This is a genomic window from Micromonospora sp. NPDC047465, from assembly GCF_040643125.1.
Lineage (GTDB): Bacteria > Actinomycetota > Actinomycetes > Mycobacteriales > Micromonosporaceae > Micromonospora.
On record NZ_JBEYTP010000008.1, the window covers coordinates 59,652 to 77,645 of the forward strand.

A 17,994-nucleotide genomic window follows, 5' to 3' on the forward strand; every position below is an offset into this window, starting at 1 on the left:
GTTCAGCGCGACGCAACCAGGAACGTCGGGAATGGCGCCGCATGACGGCCGGCCATGAGGCGCATCGTATGCGGACAACCACTTCGTCCGCATGTTCAGCATTCACGACAGCGACTCTGAGGGCGAGTGTGAGGAGAAGGGGGCGCGACCACTCGTCAGATCCGCCCTGGTTCTTCACGCCTGGGAGGTGCCAGTGGAGCACGAAACAGGTCCATCCGCCCTGATCGTGACGGGGGCCGGACGGGGTATCGGGCTCGCCACCGTGCGAGCGATCATGAGCAGGGGCTTCCCCGTGTACGGGCTGGATATTCATGTGCCCGCAGACGTTCCGCGCGGAGATCGGAGCCCTTCCTGGCACGACGTTGACGTCGCGGACGAGCAACAGGTGCGGTCGTTCTTCGCCGATCACGTCAAGCCGGGATCGCTGGGTGGGCTGGTCAACTGCGCGGGAGCGGTGGAGCGCAGCTCGATAATCGATGCGGACGCCGCGGAGTGGGAGCGGATGCTCGCGGCCAATCTGAGCTCCGCTTTCCTGGTCATCCGTCAGTTCGTCGCATACGCCGCCGCTCCTGCCGCCATCGTCAACGTCAGTTCCGTCAACGCCCACTACGGGCACCCGGAGCGACTCGGGTACGCCGTCGCCAAAGGCGGCGTGGAGGCGCTCACCCGGGTGACCGCCAGGCAGTTGGCCGATCGAGGCATCCGCGTCAACACGGTCGTGCCGGGCGCGATCGCCACACAGATGACCCCCGACAAGGCCGCCGGTCACCGCTGCCTTCTCAGACGCTGTGGCGAACCGGAAGAGGTAGCGGACGCAATCACCTTCCTGCTGTCACCGAGGGCCTCGTACATCACAGGGAGCACCCTGCACGTCGACGGAGGACTGGGACTGCGATGACGACTACCCACGGCGGTATCACCGAGATCGACTACGGGGCCATGATCCGCGCGCTGAACCAGGTCCACTACGCGGGTGAGACATCGTTCTACGACACCGCACCGCTGCGTCCCTGCGAGGAGGCGCTCTACCGCCGGCTCGGCCCGGGCGCGCGGATCCTCGATGTGGGGTGCGGTGCCGGTCGCGTCACCCGGGCGATAACCGCACTGGGCGGCAACATCGTCGGCGTCGACATCAACGAGGCCGCCTTGGCCGCTGCCCGGTTCGCGTGCCCGAGCGGCACCTTCGTGCACGGCAGCATGAACGCTCTGCCGCTACCGGCGAACAGCTTCGACCAGGTGTGGTGCCTCCGCTTCTCCTTCAACGCGCTGGCCACCGAAGCCGAGCGGGTGGAGACCCTGCACGAGATGTGGCGGGTGTGCGCTCCGGGAGGCACCGTCCTGGTGGAGACGTTCAACTGGCACTACGCCGGCCGGCTCGGGCTTGTCCGTATCGCCAACTTGCTGGACATGGCCGCGCGCGCCGCGCGATGGCGGGGGCAGCGTCGCGCCGGCTCACGACCGCTGCCCGCGCGCGACATCATCTACCTCGCGAACAAGGCCAGCGGGGCGGCGCCCGGCTACGCCCACCTCACCACCGCTCACGAGCTGTACGTCCTCACGGCGGCGTGCGGCATCCGGCAGCACGCGACCGTGACGTCCGAGGACGGGGTCGTGTCGACCTCCGCGCCCCCGGTGCGCGCCAGACACCGTAGGTACTCGATGTGGCTCATCCTTCGTAAGCCCGGGGAGCGGTGATGAGTCTTCTGCGAGTCGGCAACCGCGTGCTGCAGATTCGGATTGCTGAGTCGGCACCACGATCCCTGCGGCGGTTCCTCGCCCAACTCGCTTGCGCAGAACTGCCGACTACACCGACGAGGCAGATCATGCAGGTACGTGGTGGGCACCGGACGCGGCTGACCGTCGACGTCGGCAAAGGTGAGGTCCTGCTGGAGCTGGCTGCGGACTTGGCTGGCGATCCCGCCACGCTGGAGATCGGGGTGCTCCAAGCCGCGGCACGATCCATGGCCGTCATGGGTGACGGAGAACCGGCTCTCCTGCACGGGAGTGCGGTCACCGCTGACGGCGGAAGGTCCGCCATAGCGGTGCTTGACGGCGGGCGTGGGCAGGGCAAGACATCCCTCGCGCTGGGCGTCGCCGCTCGGAAAGGCAGTCTGCTGGTCGACGAGTTCGCCTTCACCGTCTTCCCCGGCGGCCAGCCCTGTGTCGTGCCGATGCCCAACCTGCCCTGGCACGTACGTGCCGACATGGCGCCGCTGCTGGTGCCCAACGCCACCGAACGGCTCCTCTACCCGATGGATCTCCCCGCCCCGACCGTGAACAGACACCGCCCGCTGCCGCTGAGCCTCATCGTCGTTCCGGATCACAGCCTTGCGCCCGGTGAGCTGCTCCAGACGCCTGCTCTCGCAGCCCGGGATTTGCTGCGCGCCGCAGTGAACGACCACGAGGCAAAGCTACGCGACCCCGCTCGGGACCACGTCTCAATCTTCTCCTCGGCCGACGATGTCACCATCAGCAGCAGTCTTCCCGCCTTCAACCCGGGTGAGAAGACGCTCGACGCGTTAGCCGCTGTACCGGTCATCCGCGTCGGCATCGGCAAGCCAGATGATCTGACCACCAGTGTCACTTCGGTGATCCGTCGAATAGGGCAAGCATCGTGACGCGGCAGCCGGCCGCACCTCCGATGCTTCTCCTCGCTGGCACCAGCGAGGCCGGAAAGTCGAGCGCGGGCAAGTACCTGGCCGCCCTCGGTGCTCGCCGCGTCAAGATCAAGACGGTCCTCGTGCGACTCACCTCAGGACGACAGGCCTACCACGAGGGCGTAGAAACCCGGGAAGGCTTCGGGTACGACGAGTTCGTCTCAAGACTCCTCGAACTGCCCGACGGCGTTGAGGTGCCCCTGGCAGTCGAGAGCTTCATCGATGCCGCCCTGGCTACAACTGTGAAGCGAAAGTGGCCGGCGCCATGCGCAATCATCTTCATCACCGCACCAGAACTCGTCCGCGTCAGGCGCATGGCAGAGGCCCGAGGGCTGACCGCCGACGAGGCTCGACGCATCATCCGGCGCAAAGACGAGCGCAAACGCGTCCACGAACAGATCCCGGCCTGGCGTGCCATTACCGATCATTGGGTCGACAACACCGCCGACATCATCACCTTCAGGGCTCGTCTCCGCGACGCGTTCCAGACCATCCAGACATCCTCGGGAGGCATCCAGCCATGACTCGTCGATACGCCTCCGCTGGCGCCGTCGTCGCGACCGACGACCTCAACTGTCCTCACATTCTGCTCCTCGATCAGGTCCGCAAGACCGGTGAACGACAGACCGTCGCCCCGAAGGGCCGCCTGGAGCCGGGCGAGTCACCACTTCACGCAGCCAAGAGGGAGGTTGCCGAGGAGGCCGGCCTCACCGACACGCACTACAGCGCGTACCTCGGGCAGGAGGCGTACACCTTCATCGACAACGACGGCACGCCAGCGGCAAAGACTGTCGACTGGTTCCTCTTCACGACGGCCACCACCGCCACGACGCCGGCCCGAGACGAAGGCTTCGTCCAGGCTCGCTGGCTTGAGGCTCCCGCCGCCCGGCGGGCTGCCAGCCATCCGCAGTTCCAGCAGATGCTGGATCGCGCCCTCGCCGTCATCACCTGGCGTGCCGCTCGCCCTTTGCCGTTCAGCCGGAAACTCGGTCGCCTGGTCAACCAGGTGGGGGCAGAGGCTCAGGTTGCCATCGCGGGACACCTGGGTGCCGGGGTCGGGCTGTGTGGATCCGCTGCGCGGGGAGACTTCGTGGAGGGTTGGAGCGACGCCGACTTCATCGCATGGAACCTGCCCCCGACGTCGGCCGCCGCCATGACGCTTCATGAGATCGTCGGCGAAGCGGCCCAACGCCACGGTCCTCGAGCGTCACTGCACCTTGCCGACAACCACGGGGGCGCCGCCCGTCGTCTCGACCCCCTGTACGACATGAAGATGCGGACGGTGCTGCGCCGCGTGGGGCTAGACACCGCCGTGATCGCAGGTGCCGCCCCTACCTCCAGCGCCACGCCAGTACAGACCGACCTCGCTGGTGACCTTGCCATACTGCACGCGTTCGCGGTCGCCCGTCTGGCCGCACACCACCGCAAAGAATCGGAGCGCGAGGACACCGCACGCCGGGTGTTGTCGGTCCTGTCGAGCGCCGGCCGGCTGCTCGTCACAGGCCGAGCGCCAGAGGTAAGCCTGCGGCTTCTCGACGTTGTCGAGGCCCTGCGCGAATGGCCGGACAGCGAACTCAGATTGCTCCTCCGGGACTACGACGCCTACCGCCGCGCAGGCGCAAACGACATAGAGCAGGCCGAACGGCTCGCCGCCCGCGTGCCAGGTGCGCTCGTGGCCACGAGGAGCATGCTCAACGAGTCGGCATCCCTATGATCATTTTCGTCGACGGGATCGATGGCAGCGGGAAGACCACCCTCATCAGACACCTTGCCGCCGCCCTGAACAGCACTGGCACCGAAGCAGCCGTCTCCAGCCCACTGTGGCGTTACCTCCCAACGATCGCCGCTCCGGAACAATTCGCCTCCTGGGTCCTCAGCGCCACTGGTATGGAAGTTGCCGAGGCGCTCATCGGGGCAATGATCGATCGTCTCGACGATCTCCGCGGCCTGAGCTTCGGACAGAACCGCATGCACCTCGTTGATCGGGGGCCAAAGACGGTCTACGCATCCGCCCTGGCCCACGCCCGCGAACGCCATGCGGCACTCGAACTCCTCCGGAAACGTCTGGCCGTCTCGGTCCGAGCACTCACCGACGTCCAACCGTGCACGGCGATTGAACTCGGGGAGGGCGACGGGGCACTCCAGGTCACCCTGCCGCGTCTCACGTTGTCTCAAACCGTACCGCCCGGATACCTGAGGTATTTGCGATCTTTCGCCAGGGAAATGCACACCGGCGGCGACTGGCCGGGACTGCCAACGCAACGATTAGACGCTTCCAGCCCGATTGAAATCAGTTGTGCGGCGGTCATCGAATCTCTCCGCCTCCTGACAACCAGGAACAGGTTCTCGTCCGACTCGCCGAGGACAAAGCTCGATTCCCCGGTGCTGGAGTGACCCCCTGAGGCCGGACACCTCCCGACTTGGCATCCTGCCGAGGAGGACGAGACCGCTGCAGCTCAACAGAGTCAGGTACCCCGAGGAGTTTCAGCGCCAGGCCACTGCGCTGATGCCCAGCTCCGGTCGCACAATCCGTGACGTCGGCCCCTCCCGCGCGTTGATGGCCGCCCGGAATGTGCAGCCAACCCCTCACGCGTGGCATCGAGGTGTCGGTTAACTTGGACTGCCCTCACCATGGTCATCGATAGGAGACACCGTGTCGCACATCGAGCTGGTCACCGGTGAGCTGCGGGTCTTGATGACCGGTGTGGATAGAGCCCAGGGGCTGGCCGCTGCTGCCGACAACCAGGCGCAACAGGTGGCGCTGCGTGCCGCAGGCGCCGGCTTCGCCGCAGTGGCAGCGGGCATGGCCCGGGTGCGAGATGCGATCGCGTCGGTCCAGGGCGGATTGGGCGGCATTGCCAGATCAATAGGCGAGGCCACGAAGACGACTGCCGCCGTTCCCCGCGAAGCCACTCCCCAAGAGACCATCACCGTACTGATGCCGGTCCAAGCCGGTGTTGACAGCGCCCGTGACACGGCGGCTGCTGTCATCACCCAGGTCGGTGAGGCACAGCAACTCGTCAGCATAGTTCTCCAGGGCGGGCAGCCCGGTCCACTGCTGCAGTCACTGGAGAGCATCAAACAGGTCCTGGTGTCCGTGGTCCAGCGCGCTGGTTCCGCCCGCCAGGCCGTCGATACGGCCGTCGCCGAAGCGCGGCAACTGGGGTCGGGAAACTGATCGGGGCTGGCGGTCCCACACCGGCCAGCCCTACCCCGCATCCCACCGGAAGCCCGACCCCAACGGCTCCCGCCTCGAGTGACGGCACCTCCCACGGCCGCAACCCGACGGCGTGGAGCAGGCACCCCACCGGTGTTCAGGGCGGGTCGCCGACCGGACCACGTACCAAGATCCCACCCCGCGAGGACGACACGGTACGACGATCGCTGGAGCTGGAGAACGAGTGCGCCGACACCCTGGCACGCGAGGGCTACCTGGTGCACCAGAACCCGACGAGACTGGAGATCGCCGATGCACGGCTGAAGACCGGCGACGTGGGGAAGCCGGACAAGGATCCGGATTACCTGGTCGAAGGTCACGTCTTCGACTGCTACTCGCCCACTCCCGCCAAGGCAGTGCGCGGGGTGTGGACGGAGGTCTCGGGCAAGGTGACGAGCCAACAGACCCAACGCGTGGTGTTGAACCTGCAGGACTGGCGCGGCGACCTCGCCGCCCTGCAGAAGCAGTTCGACGACTGGCCGATCGAGCACCTCAAGGAACTGGCGGCGGTGACCCGAAGCGGTGCGATCATTCAGATCATCCGGCGAGACTGAGAAGGCAGGCAGCAGGTGGGTATCGAATACCGATTGACACTGGCGGGTGACATCCCGCTGGAGCAGGTCGCCTCGGTCGTCGCCCCGGAAGGCGTCGAAGAGTCGGCCCTGCCCGGCTACCCTCGGTTGCTCAGCGGCGGTCTCGGCGAGGAGCTCGGGTACACCATCACCGTCTCTGGCGGCAGCCACGGCTACTTCGACGCCGAGAACGACGACGGAACCCAATGGGAGTGGGAGCCAGACGTGTACGTCAACGTCGTCTTCCACATGCGCAAGAACGACCAGCCCGAGGCCGCGATCCCCAACATGGTGTCGGCCGTAGGCCGCGTACTCGCCAGCCAGACGGAAGACGCCGCGCTGGTACTGAACGGCAACTGGCTACTGCTCACACGAGTCGCCGGAACAGTACGTAAGCACCGACCGACGTGGTGGGACAACTACGGCATCGGCGACATGATCTTCGAGTGAGCGGACCGCTGCTCCCGACCGGTTTGCTAACCAGGGCGAGCACGGTCACCGCCGCGGATCGGCGGCCCCTCACGCGTTAAGCCACCGGAACATTACCCCGTGGCCACTCAAGCCACGCAAGGTCGAGGCGGCGGGACCTTCGCCGTTCAGGGTGACCCTTGACCAAGAGATCCCCTGCGGACCTGCCAGGCATTGACTTCTCTGCGCGACGGGCAGCGCACCAGGAGGGCCCGCGGTAGTCTTCGGCGGTTCGATTGTCGCCGAGGTAGCCCCACGCCGTGGGCAACCGATCGCCGACCCCCGCGTCTTGTCGAGTGTTCGCCCAAGGTAATCGAGTTAGGGGTACCGGTGCGAAGGCTGCTGTCATTGTGCGTCCTCGCGATGTTTGTGGCCGCTGCAGCGGGCTGCAGCGAGCCGAGCGCGCAGGCGGAGACGCCTGGTCTCGCGCCCCGGGGCACGACGATGACTACGGTGCAGCCCACCCGGCAGGACCTTGCCAACAAGGTGAGCCTGTCCGGCAAGGTGACCATCAACCCGGTGTTCGGGATCGTGGCCCCGGCCGCCGGGCAGGTGCGGTATCTCGATGTCAGGACGCCGCGGAGTACGCCGACCAGGCCGACGAGGGTGGCGAGCGTCTGGGTGTCCGGCGGCAAGGCGCACCGCATCGAGGTCCCGGCGGGTTCGGTGTTCGCCGGCCGGCTGGTGGACGACGGCTCCAAGGTGACTGCTGGCATGCCCATCGTTTCGGCGAAGAAGGTCGGCTACGGGCTCGTCGCCGACATCGACGGCGCCCAGGCGTACCAGATCTCGGATGCTCTCGCGACGGTTCAGGCCCAGATCAAGAACGGCCCCGGGCCGTTCCCGTGTAAGGTGCTCGGCACCATCGCCGCCCTGCCTGCCGGCACCATCCCGGACCCGCCGGCGGCGCGGCCGTCGGCCGCGCCGTCCGGCCAGCCGTCCGCCCCGCCAGTCGTTCAACCGCCCTCGGACCAGCAGGACAGGATCGAGCCGTCGGAGCCGACCGGGATGCGTCTGGTGTGCACCGCACCCGCGAAGGTGAAGCTGATCAACGGTGCCAGCGCCACGCTCGAGGTGGTGACCGCGAGGGCCACCAAGGTGCTGGTGCTGCCGGTCGAAGCGGTCGCCGGTGGGCAGGGCCGGGGCAAGGTGGACGTGGTCAAGCCGGACGGTAGCCGGGAGACCAAGGATGTCGTGCTCGGGCTCAGCGACGGCAAGGTCGTGGAGATCAAATCCGGTCTCACCGGCGACGAGACGGTCGCGGTCCCCGGCCCCAACCTCCCACCCGGCAAACCAGGCGTGGAGGGTGGCCCGTCCGCTCCGATGGGTGTTAGATGACGGCGTTGCTGGAGCTCCACGGCATCACGAAGACCCTCAAGGGCCAGAAGGCGACCCGCACGATCCTCGATGGCACGGACCTGACCGTCGACAGTGGTGAGAGTGTGGCCATCCTCGGCCGCTCGGGATCCGGTAAGAGCACACTGCTCAGTTTGATCGGCCTCTTCGACCGGCCGGACGGTGGACAGTATCTGCTGGATGGCCGGGACATCACTCGGCTGCCGGAGCGTAAGGCGGCAGCTCTGCGCAGCGCCGAGTTCGGCTTCGTGTTCCAGCGGTTTTTCCTGCTCAAGCACCTGACCGCTGCGCAGAACGTGGCGATGGCCCTGGTCAACGGCCAGGGCTGGCTGCCGCGCCGCAAACGCAGGGCCAGGACCCTGGAGGCCCTCGACCGGGTCGGCATCGCGCATCTCGCCAAGCAGCGGCCGGCACGCCTGTCCGGCGGCGAGCAGCAGCGGGTGGCGATCGCCCGGGCGCTCGTCCGGGAGCCGCGTCTGCTGTTGGCCGACGAGCCCACCGGCGCGCTGGACACGGAGACGGGCAACCTGGTGGTCGAGGTGATGCGCTCGGCGACCGACCGGGGCTGTGGGCTGATCCTGGTCACCCACGACTGGGACCACGCCAACAAGATGCAGCGAGTGCTGCGCCTCAGCGATGGGATGCTCCACCGGGCTACCGACACAAGGAGCGTGCCTCTGTGAGCGGGCCAGCACGGCACAGAACAGCGATCGGGCCAGGCCGCACCGATGCTGAGCGCGGCGGGGTGGCCGGGTGATCCGGCTCTCTGGGCGGTTCCGCTCTGCGCTGATCATCGGCGCTCAGGGCATCCGGGCTCGCAAGACCCGCACCCTCCTGTCGATGGTGAGCCTGTTCCTGGGGGTGCTGGCCGTCGTGGTCGTCCAGGTCGGCGCCGAGACCGCCAAGAATGCCCGGCTTGCTGATCTGGAACTGCACGTGGGCAAGGACGGCACCCGCCAGACCTATCTACCGGGCAACGCCGACACGATCCAGATCAGCCAGGACACCCTGAAAGGGCGGACGGACGCGGTCGCGGTCTCCAGCACCCAGGCGATCATCGGAGAGCCGGGTGTCCGCCCGGTCAACCCCGGCGGGGGCCCGTTCGACCAGCCGGGCGGCGGACAGTACGGGGGTCCCGGTGGCATCGAGATGTACTGCGACCCTCGCGGTTACTGCCAGCCGATGAAGGCAGCCGGTGACGGCCCGCCAGTTCCCGTGCCCGGCGCGGCGATCGAACTTAGCCTCAACGCCCTGACTGGCGACATCCGCCAGTTTCGGCCCTTCCGGTCGGTGTCCGGCCAGTGGCTGGACTTTTCCTCCGACCCGTCGTTGTCCCCGCGCATCGTCATCAACCTCGAGGCGGCCAAAGGCTTCACACGCCACCAGGTGCCCGCCGAAATGCGCATAGAGGGGGCGACCGCCAACCCGACCCCGCGCATCATCGGCGTGATCGACGACGGCAATCCGCAGCCCACCGCCTACACCCGAGCCGATGAGTTGCAGAACTGGGTGCCGCGCGCGAGCAACAGCGGCAACTACGGCCCCGGGCTGCAGGTGATGCTCGCGCCCACGGCAGGCGACCTGGAGCAGCTGCTGCGGATCCGCCTCACGGCCAGCGGGATCCCCGCGGAGCAGCTCCACTTCGAGACGATCCAGGCGCGCAAGGACATCGCCAAGGAGCTGGCGCTCATCCGCTGGATCTTCCTGGGCATGGCCGGCCTGGTCCTACTCATCGGCGTCGCCGGCATCCTCAACGTCGGGCTCGCGACCGTCGGAGAGCGGGTCGAGGAATTCGCGCTACGGCGCGCGGTCGGCACCTCACGGTCACTGCTGGCCGGCATCGTCCTCGCGGAGACACTTCTCACCGGCCTCCTCACCGCAGCCGCCGCCATCGGCGTATCCGCGCTCGCACTCACCGCAACCAGCACACTGTTCGGCGATCGCGAGCAGTTCCTCCAGGATCTCGTATTCCCCTGGCAGGCAGGGGCCGCAGGCGTCATCGCCGGCCTGGTCGCCGGACTGCTCGGCGGCCTCATCCCGGCCATCCGCGCCGCCCGCATCCCGATCGCCACCGTCATGCGCGCGTGAGGCCCGCGCAGAGGTCTGTACACCTCACCCTGTATCGGCATACAGGTGAACCGCCCAGGTAGGTACAACCGAAGCCCCCGCCCCAGGGAAGATGCCAACAACCGTCCCGCCTCGCGTCAATGGACCGCGACCTGCCGGAAGACAGCCGTCGCACCCTACCGCCACGACACACCGCAACTCGACGACACGATCCCGACGTACCGAGAGGAAGATGCGCCTCGGAAGGCGGAAGGCTCCACGGACTGCTGCCTGCCTTCCCTGGCCTCGTCTTCGTTCACCTGTGCGAATGGATGCCGTGTCACGCTGGCGCCGGCCCGCCCGCCTGCCTACCGTGTCGAGGTCCTCGCCGGCACCGGGTGAGGCGTGACCGTGAAGGAGCACCCGACGATGGCGGACCTTGGGCGAACTCGGATACCGGCACCTCGCCGGACGGCAGGCACCACGACCGAATTCGTCCTGGATGGCACGCCCGGTCGCCTCGTCATTACCGCCGCCGCTGACCGGTCTGTCCACGTCTCGCTGCACGTCGACAAGCACGGCTCCACCCTGGCCGGCCTGACCGACGCCCTGTCGACCGCGATCACCGTCGGGCTACACGCCGGGGCGCCCGTGTCCGAGTTCGTGGCGGAGCTACGGCAGACTCGCGACGCCCCCGCAGGCCGCACCGGCGACCCCGAGGTGCCGGAAGCCACGTCGCTCAGCGACTACCTCGCAAGCCGGCTCGCCCGCGCAGACGGCGACACACGAGGACGTGGGGTGCTCGCGCCCAACAACTAGCGCGCTGCGCGGTCGTTGCTGCGGCGATCCCGTGTGCGACGCCCGCCAAACCAGCCGAGCTAACGCACACGCTTCGGCGGCCGCCCGCCCGCTTCGAGGCCTACCCCAGCGCCTCGACGGCCGGGCCCGTCGCGGCCCGCTCCCGCGTGACGCGGCGGCGGGTCGGCAGCCCGAGCGTCGGGTTGGCGACACCCCAGGCGGCGCCCTTGCAGACCAGCTCCTTGTAGACGGCGGCGAGTCGTCCGGTCAGGACCGCCTGCACGGCACGGTCGTCGGCGGTGACGTACTGGATCAAGCCCTCCTTGCGGCCCAGCGAGATGCACTGGTTGAAGTAGCGCAGCGGCGTGTCCGGGAGCTTCCCGCCGGTCAGGCGCGCCGCGATCGCGTCGGCGGCCTGCCACGCCGTGGGAATGCCCGAGGCGCACGACATCCGCAGCGGCTTGTCGCCCGGTCCCATCGCGTGGGCCGCGTCGCCGACGGCGTACACGTCGGGGTGTGAGACCGAGCGCATGGTTGCGTCGACCACGATCTGGCCGGTGCCGGTGACCTTCAAAGCGGTCGCCTTCGCGATCGGATGCACCACGAAGCCGGTGGTCCACACGGTGACTGCGGCCGGGATGGTCTTGCCGTCGGCCATGGCGACGCGGTCGGCTTCGACGCCGGTGACGGCGGCGTGCTCGTACACGGTGATCCGGAGCTTGCCGAAGACCTTCCGCAGGTGCGCGCGGCCCTTCGGCGAGAGCCAGTCACCGAGGCCGCCGCGGACGGCGAGGGCCACGTCGAGGTCGGGGCGGGCCTCGGCGATCTCGGTCGCGGCCTCCAGGCCGGTGAGGCCGCCGCCGACGACCACCACGGTCTGCCCGGCGGCGAGGCGGGCCAGGCGCTCGCGCAGTCGGAGTGCTCCGGCGCGGCTGGCGATCTCATAGGCGTGCTCGGCGGTCCCGGGGACGCCCTGGGCGTTCCAGCCGCTTCCGAGGGCGTAGACGAGCGTGTCATAGGAGAGTTCTTCGGAGCCGTTCGCGTCGGTGACGGCGACGGTCCTGCGGTCGACGTCGACGCCGGTGACCTTCGCGAGCCTCAGTTCGACGCCGGTGCCCGCGAACATGTCGCTGAATGGCCGGGGCTTGAGGTCCTGGCCCACCGCCAACTGGTGCATCCGGACGCGTTCGACGAAGTCGGGCTCGGCGTTGACAAGGGTGACGGCGACGTCCTCGCGGCGGAGCCGCTTGGCGAGCCGGCCGGCGGCGACGGCTCCGGTGTACCCGGCTCCGAGAACGACGATGCGATGCTGCATTTCCCTGCTCCTGTCTTCCGCGGGTTCGCCACTTGAACCGGACGGCCCGCCGCTTCCTGACAGGAACACGATGTGAAGCACCTCACACGGCGGTCAGAAGGCGTTGAACAGGGGCTCCCCGTGGTTGGCGGCCGCCCAGCGCGCGGTCGCGCGTTCGAGCTTGTCGGGGTTGACCTGGCTGCGGAACGCGGCGATGCCCTCGGCGGTGACCTCCAGGCAGATGACGCCGATAACCCGGCCGCCCACGACCGCTACGACGGCGGGGTCACCGTTGGCGGTCCAGGCGTAGACCTCGGGCGCGCCGCCGACCAGGGCACGCTTGACCTCGCCGGGTTTGAACAGGCCCCGCAGGAACTTCGCGACCGCGACGGCGCCCTCGAACGCCTTGGCGCGGGCCGGGACCTTCCCGCCGCCGTCGCCGATCGCGATGGCGTCCGCGGTGAGCAGGCGCACGAGCGGCTCGGTCTGGCCGCTGGTGGCGGCCGCCAGGAACTCCTCGACGATCCGCCGGGCAGCGGCCTCGCCGATCTCGGTGCGCGCCTTGCCGTCCGCGACGTGCTTCTTGGCGCGGTGGAAGATCTGCTGGCTGGCGGCCTCGGTGATGTCGAGGATCTCCGCGATCTCCCGGTGCGGGTAGTCGAAGGCCTCCCGCAGCACGTACACCGCCCGCTCGTTCGGAGACAGGCGCTCCAGAAGGGTGAGGACCGCGTACGAGACGGATTCGCGCTGCTCGGCGGTGTCGGCCGGGCCGAGCATGGGGTCCCCGGCGAGTAGCGGCTCGGGAAGCCATTGACCCACATAGGTTTCGCGGCGCGCCCGTGCGGAGGTGAGCTGGTTGAGGCACAGGTTGGTGAGGACCTTCGTCAACCACGCCTCGGGCACCTCGATGCGGTCGACGTCGGCGGCCTGCCAGCGCAGGAACGTCTCCTGCACGGCGTCCTCGGCCTCCCCCGCAGATCCGAGGAGGCGGTAGGCGATGGCCTCCAGGCGCGGCCTGAAGGCCACGAACCGGTCGACATCATCCGAGGTAAGGGGCATGGTCCGAGCCTAACCAGCCACCTCGACTCCGCACCGCCGCCGCTCACGGGTCGTCAGCTCTTGTGGGTGAGGACGTTGATGACCCTGCCGTTGGGGTCACGCATGAAGAAGCGTCGGACGCCCCATGGTTCGTCGGTGAGTGGGTGCACGATCTCGGCGCCGGCGTTCCGGGCGGCCTGATACGCGGCATCGACATCATCGACCTCCACGGACACGTCGGGGATGACCGGCGCGGTGGCGTCGTGGGTCATGAGACTCAGCTGGGCTTTCGGGTTGGCACGATCGCTCAGGGTGACGATCCAGCCCATGTCCATGACGACCTCGAAGCCAAGCACCTCGACGTAGAAGGCGGTGGCCGTCGCGATGTCTTCGGTTGCGAGGTCGGGCATTACGCGCTTTATGGCCATGAGGGCCATGGTGCCAGGCGGCAGCCTCGCCGACCATGTCTGCCCCTGTCGGCGGCCGGCACGCCCAAGCGCCCATCCTCGCCGAGTCGGTGGTTCAGGGTGCGGGCGGTCCACCGCCGCCGGTTCGTTCTGGCGTACGGCGTCACGCCACCGCGCGCCCAACCCGTAGCGTGCGGCGGGTGGATGAGAAGGAGTGGTTCCGTCGCCACGGCTTGCACCCGGCCGACCTCGGCCCGGTACGCGAGTTGCTGGCCGAGCTGGGCGAGCAGGGCTGGGAAGCCGACACGCTCCTGATGCGGCTGTGCTGCGTCCAGCTCTTCAACGCCGGGCACCTCGACGACGTGTTGCGCATCTGGGACGCGAAGGAGTCGAGCTTCGACGCCCACTGCTCGATCGACGTGCAGTTGCTCTGCGGCGCCGGCCTGGCCGAGACGAAGGCTTACCTCGCGGCGCACCCGTCGCTGGAGGCCGCCGACGCGCTGGAGTGGCTGCTGGGCTGTGAGGAGACTGGCGACTTCGAAGGGTTCTCGGTCACCGGCCGGTCAGCCATGTACGCCGACTACTACCGGGACTGACCGCGGTCTCCGCCTCGGGCGCAAGAATCTGCCAGCCGGTCGCTTGAATGAGGCTGCCATGCTCTCCACGGCGGGGCCTGACGAGATCGAGGTATGGGCATGGAGCTGCGCAAGAGCCGGCGCCTGCTGGTGGCGGGCATTGTGTTCCTGGCGTTCGGCGTACTCGTCCTGCTCTGCGCAGCGGGCAGTTCGTCCCCTTCCGTCGGCGCGTGGCTCTTCGGTGGAGTCGCGGCGCTGATGGGTGGCGCGTTCGCCGTGAGCGAGCTCAAGCCGTTCAGGTTCCACATCGGGGTCGAGGGGCTGACCCTGCGGCTGGCCGGGCTCGACCGGCTCGTGCCGTGGGCGGAGATCGACTCCGTCATCCTCGACGAGCCGGTGCCGACGCCCGGTGGCAGGAAGCCGACGTCTCCGTCGCTGTTGCTGGTGCCGGCCACCGGGTCGACCATCGATCGCCCGCGCACCGGCCGGAGCCCGCTCGATGGCCGGCCTGCCTTGGTCCTCCTCGACCTCGATGACGTCCGGCAGTCGGCAGACGAGGTGGCAGCCGCCCTGGCCCGCTTCGGAGGGAGTCGTTTCACGGACGTCCGGCAGCAACGCCGGGAGCGGTTCGACTCGCCCGACTTCACCATCGGCCTGCGCGGCTACGACCCGGCGCGGGTGGACGAGCTGATCCGGCGGGGGCAGGACGCGCTGATCTCGGGCGTGACGTCGCAGCGCTACGCGGCCAAGGCCGAGCTCGACAAGGCGCGCATTGCCCCTGCCTGTCGCCATGCGCGGATTTGACATCCTCCCGGCCCTGAAGGGCCGGGATTCCCCCGGTCGCCCGTGGGGTTTCCTGCTTCATCGCCGACTGCCCGCCCGGAGATGCTCCGTTGAGGTCTTACACCAGCTCCACAGGCGTTTTACCTGTCCGCCAGCCCGGCGGCCAGGAGATTTTTCGCTGCGTTGACGTCCCGGTTATGGGTCGCACCGCATGGGCATTGCCACGTCCGGATGGTCAACGGCAGGGATTCGGTGAGCCGCCCGCAGTCCGAGCACAGCTTGGACGACGGGAACCAGCGGTCCACCGTCACCAGGGTGCGTCCGTACCAGGCGGCCTTGTACTCCAACATGCTCCGAAGGTCGGACCAGGCCGCGTCGGAGATGGCGCGGGCGAGCCGGTGGTTGCGCAGCATGTTGCGCACCGTCAGGTCTTCGATCACGACCGTTTGGTTCTCGCGGACGAGTCGAGTCGACAGTTTGTGCAGGTGGTCCCGGCGCCGGTCGGCGATCCGGGCGTGAATCCTGGCGACCTTGAGTCGAGCTTTGACCCGGTTGGCCGAGCCTTTCTCCTTGCGGGCCAGGTCCCGCTGGGCCCTGGCGAGTTTCCGCCGGTCGGCCCGCTCGTGACGGGGGTTGGTGACCTTCTCCCCGGTGGACAGGGTCACCAGGCTGGTCAGGCCTACGTCGACGCCAACCGCCGTGTCGAGGAGCGGGAGCGCCTCGACGGTCGGGTCCTCGACGAGCAGGGACACGAACCAGCGGCCGGCCGCGTCTCGGGACACGGTGACGGTGGACGGTACGGCGCCGTCGGGCAACGGACGCGACCACACAATTTCCAGCGGGGCGTCCATCTTCGCGAGAGTCAGTTTCCCGTCCCGCCAGCGGAACGCCGACCGCGTGTACTCGGCGCTGGCCCGAGACTTCCTCTTCGACTTGAAGCGGGGGTATCGGGCGCGTTTGGCGAAGAACGCTGTGTAGGCGGCGTGCAGATGCCGCAACGCTTGTTGCAGCGGAACGCTGGACACCTCGTTGAGGAACGCCAACTCCTCCGTGCGTTTCCATTCGGTCAGGGCCGCCGACGATTCCGTGTAGCTGATCGAGCGGCGTTCCCTGGCGTATGCGCGTGTCCGCATCTCGAGGGCTTTGTTGTAGACCAGACGCACGCACCCGAAGGTGCGGTGGAGTTGTTCAGCCTGCTCGGAGGTGGGATAGAAGCGGTACTTGTATCCCCGCTTCACCACCCCGCCCACATGTCACAAGCTATCAGTCCACTGTGTTACATGACCCTTGAGGGGAGGGAGCGGCGTTTCCTCCCAGCCCTGAACGGCCGGGTTTCCACGCCGCAAATCTGATGACTGCAGACAGGTCGACGCGCTGCTGGAGGAGCTTTCCGCCACGCTGGCGCGTTGGGGTGACGAGGGCGCCGAGCCTGAGTGAGTGGGTCGCGTTCGGCGGGTCCGGCCGGACGTGCGTGTCACGCCGGCGCGGCTACGTCCCCGAGCGCCTGCTTCAGGCAGGCGTCGACGTCCGTCGCGTGGTACACCCGCTCGCTGGCCTCGATCCCGTCGAGGAACATCGCGTACACCGCGGCCATCCGCAGGCCCGCCACGGGCCGCAGCAGCTCGACGGCCCGCTCCGGCTCGCACCCCGGCACGTCGGCCCGCCACCGCGCGCACCACCCCTCGAAGACCGACCGGGCGGCGGCCGCGTCGAGCCCCTCGGCCAGCCGCAGCACGTCGAACGCGGGATGCCCCACGAAGGCGTCGCCCCAGTCGATGACGACATGCCGCCCCGCACAGGCACGGATGTTGCCGGGGTGCAGGTCCCCGTGCACCAGCGTCTCCGGCAGCCCGCACCGGGCCACCTCGTCCAGCCGCGCCTCCAGCCCGGTCAGCAGGGGCTCCACCGACGAGGTGTCGTGACCGGAGAGCCGGTCGCAGATCCAGCCAGCGAGATGAGGGGCACGCAGGTCCGGCACGCCCGCCGCCACCAGTACCGCCACGTCCGCGACGGACCGCACCTGCACCGGGTGGAGGTCGGCGGCCATCGCCAGCCGCTCCTCGATGGGCGCCCCGTAGCGGTCCTCGCCCGGCACGTGGTCGAGCAGCATCCGGCCGTCGCCGTCGTCGGCGAGCAGCGTCGACGTCCTCCCCGGCACGGCCCGGCCGAGCCAGCGCAGCACGGCGGCCTCGTGCCGGAAGAACACAGGCACCTGCTTCAGCCACGCCGTCCCGCTCGGCCCGTCGAGCCGCCAGATCGCCGACAGGTTCCAGGTGCGCTGCTGGGCGACGGTCTCCGCCGGCCGGCCGAGCCGCTCCAGCTCGGCCGTCGCCCAGGCGAGGCTGCGGGCCGGGCCGCCCGGCTCGGCGTAGGGGGCGCGCAGCGGGTCCGCCGACAGGTCCACCTCCGCCGGGACCATCGGCGTGGCGGGCGGGTCGCTCACCTGTCCGAGGTACGTCACCGCGCCGCCCACCGCCCGCGGCGCGTCGCCGGTCAGCAGCCGTAGGACGGCCACCTCGACCCCGTACCGCCGGCGGGCCTCGGCCACGACGGGGCCGACGTCCTGCCACCAGGGCGACGGCACGTCGAACGGCGGCAGGGCGCCCAGCGGCGCTCCGGCGGCATCGACCAGGGCGAGGGTCACGGTGCGGGACACGCCGGCACGTTACCGCCGGACAGCGACCGCGGCGACCGGGTTTGCCGGGCACCCGGGCCCGGTTCCACCTGCGGGTGGAACGTCTGGTTGTGCTCTCCACCCGCGGGCGGAGCCGCTGGGGCTGATC

General features: G+C 68.8%; 20 protein-coding genes. 15 read left to right on the forward strand and 5 right to left on the reverse strand.

What is annotated here, in order from left to right; all coding sequences use genetic code 11:
• The first annotated feature begins 193 nt into the window (after positions 1–193).
• The 13 genes from ABZ793_RS10290 to ABZ793_RS10350 all read left to right on the forward strand — a co-directional run bounded on the left by ABZ793_RS10290 (position 194) and on the right by ABZ793_RS10350 (position 11,135).
• Positions 194–898 carry an SDR family oxidoreductase gene (locus ABZ793_RS10290; RefSeq protein ID WP_357454902.1) on the forward strand — a complete coding sequence of 235 codons (705 nt, stop codon included), beginning with the start codon at positions 194–196 and terminating at the stop codon, positions 896–898.
• Positions 895–1,695 (forward strand): class I SAM-dependent methyltransferase, encoded by an 801-nt coding sequence (locus ABZ793_RS10295; protein WP_357454905.1) that lies wholly within the window; start codon positions 895–897, stop codon positions 1,693–1,695. Before ABZ793_RS10290 ends, ABZ793_RS10295 begins: the two co-directional genes overlap by 4 nt.
• A complete protein-coding gene (locus ABZ793_RS10300; protein WP_357454908.1) occupies positions 1,695–2,618 on the forward strand; it encodes a hypothetical protein in 924 nt (307 codons plus the stop codon). The genes ABZ793_RS10295 and ABZ793_RS10300 overlap by 1 nt, the downstream gene beginning before the upstream one ends.
• Positions 2,615–3,181, forward strand: coding sequence for a cytidylate kinase family protein (locus ABZ793_RS10305; RefSeq protein WP_357454911.1), 567 nt, complete (start codon positions 2,615–2,617; stop codon positions 3,179–3,181). Before ABZ793_RS10300 ends, ABZ793_RS10305 begins: the two co-directional genes overlap by 4 nt.
• On the forward strand, positions 3,178–4,371 hold the full coding sequence (locus ABZ793_RS10310; RefSeq protein ID WP_357454914.1) for an NUDIX domain-containing protein: 1,194 nt from the start codon (positions 3,178–3,180) through the stop codon (positions 4,369–4,371). The genes ABZ793_RS10305 and ABZ793_RS10310 overlap by 4 nt, the downstream gene beginning before the upstream one ends.
• Positions 4,368–5,051, forward strand: a complete 684-nt coding sequence (locus ABZ793_RS10315; RefSeq protein ID WP_357454917.1) for a hypothetical protein — start codon at positions 4,368–4,370, stop codon at positions 5,049–5,051. Before ABZ793_RS10310 ends, ABZ793_RS10315 begins: the two co-directional genes overlap by 4 nt.
• A 259-nt stretch (positions 5,052–5,310) precedes the next feature.
• The gene (locus ABZ793_RS10320; RefSeq protein WP_357454920.1) at positions 5,311–5,835 is read left to right on the forward strand and encodes a DUF6244 family protein; all 525 of its coding nucleotides are present in this window, start codon (positions 5,311–5,313) and stop codon (positions 5,833–5,835) included.
• A 170-nt stretch (positions 5,836–6,005) separates the two neighbouring features.
• On the forward strand, positions 6,006–6,428 hold the full coding sequence (locus tag ABZ793_RS10325) for a hypothetical protein (RefSeq protein WP_357455260.1): 423 nt from the start codon (positions 6,006–6,008) through the stop codon (positions 6,426–6,428).
• 15 nt (positions 6,429–6,443) lie between these two features.
• Positions 6,444–6,896 carry a SitI3 family protein gene (locus ABZ793_RS10330; RefSeq protein WP_357454922.1) on the forward strand — a complete coding sequence of 151 codons (453 nt, stop codon included), beginning with the start codon at positions 6,444–6,446 and terminating at the stop codon, positions 6,894–6,896.
• Positions 6,897–7,244: 348 nt separating this feature from the next.
• Positions 7,245–8,252, forward strand: a complete 1,008-nt coding sequence (locus ABZ793_RS10335; RefSeq protein WP_357454925.1) for an efflux RND transporter periplasmic adaptor subunit — start codon at positions 7,245–7,247, stop codon at positions 8,250–8,252.
• On the forward strand, positions 8,249–8,953 hold the full coding sequence (locus tag ABZ793_RS10340; protein WP_357454928.1) for an ABC transporter ATP-binding protein: 705 nt from the start codon (positions 8,249–8,251) through the stop codon (positions 8,951–8,953). The genes ABZ793_RS10335 and ABZ793_RS10340 overlap by 4 nt, the downstream gene beginning before the upstream one ends.
• 70 nt (positions 8,954–9,023) lie before the next feature.
• The gene (locus ABZ793_RS10345; RefSeq protein WP_357454931.1) at positions 9,024–10,358 is read left to right on the forward strand and encodes an ABC transporter permease; all 1,335 of its coding nucleotides are present in this window, start codon (positions 9,024–9,026) and stop codon (positions 10,356–10,358) included.
• A 363-nt stretch (positions 10,359–10,721) separates the two neighbouring features.
• Positions 10,722–11,135, forward strand: coding sequence for a hypothetical protein (locus ABZ793_RS10350; protein WP_357454934.1), 414 nt, complete (start codon positions 10,722–10,724; stop codon positions 11,133–11,135).
• Positions 11,136–11,235: 100 nt separating this feature from the next.
• Here ABZ793_RS10350 and ABZ793_RS10355 read toward each other — a convergent pair whose 3' ends face one another.
• The 3 genes from ABZ793_RS10355 to ABZ793_RS10365 form a co-directional block, all read right to left on the reverse strand.
• Complete coding sequence (locus tag ABZ793_RS10355; protein ID WP_357455263.1) at positions 11,236–12,429, reverse strand: FAD-dependent oxidoreductase; 1,194 nt, start codon at positions 12,427–12,429, stop codon at positions 11,236–11,238.
• A gap of 93 nt (positions 12,430–12,522) precedes the next feature.
• Entirely contained in the window at positions 12,523–13,467 is a 945-nt protein-coding gene (gene sigJ, locus ABZ793_RS10360) for an RNA polymerase sigma factor SigJ (RefSeq protein WP_357454937.1), read from the reverse strand.
• Between the two features lie 53 nt (positions 13,468–13,520).
• Positions 13,521–13,874: a VOC family protein gene (locus ABZ793_RS10365; protein WP_357454939.1), complete on the reverse strand. Its 354-nt coding sequence runs from the start codon at positions 13,872–13,874 to the stop codon at positions 13,521–13,523.
• A 179-nt stretch (positions 13,875–14,053) separates the two neighbouring features.
• Here ABZ793_RS10365 and ABZ793_RS10370 point away from each other — a divergent pair, with 179 nt between their 5' ends.
• Both ABZ793_RS10370 and ABZ793_RS10375 read left to right on the forward strand, forming a co-directional pair.
• A complete protein-coding gene (locus tag ABZ793_RS10370) occupies positions 14,054–14,449 on the forward strand; it encodes a hypothetical protein (protein ID WP_357454942.1) in 396 nt (131 codons plus the stop codon).
• 99 nt (positions 14,450–14,548) lie between these two features.
• A complete protein-coding gene (locus ABZ793_RS10375; RefSeq protein WP_357454944.1) occupies positions 14,549–15,232 on the forward strand; it encodes a hypothetical protein in 684 nt (227 codons plus the stop codon).
• A gap of 119 nt (positions 15,233–15,351) precedes the next feature.
• On the opposite strand, the gene ABZ793_RS10380 is transcribed toward ABZ793_RS10375, so the two are convergent.
• Both ABZ793_RS10380 and ABZ793_RS10385 read right to left on the reverse strand, forming a co-directional pair.
• Positions 15,352–16,461 (reverse strand): RNA-guided endonuclease TnpB family protein, encoded by a 1,110-nt coding sequence (locus ABZ793_RS10380; protein ID WP_357454947.1) that lies wholly within the window; start codon positions 16,459–16,461, stop codon positions 15,352–15,354.
• 224 nt (positions 16,462–16,685) lie between these two features.
• A complete protein-coding gene (locus ABZ793_RS10385) occupies positions 16,686–17,867 on the reverse strand; it encodes an aminoglycoside phosphotransferase family protein (RefSeq protein ID WP_357454950.1) in 1,182 nt (393 codons plus the stop codon).
• Between the last annotated feature and the right edge of the window lie 127 nt (positions 17,868–17,994).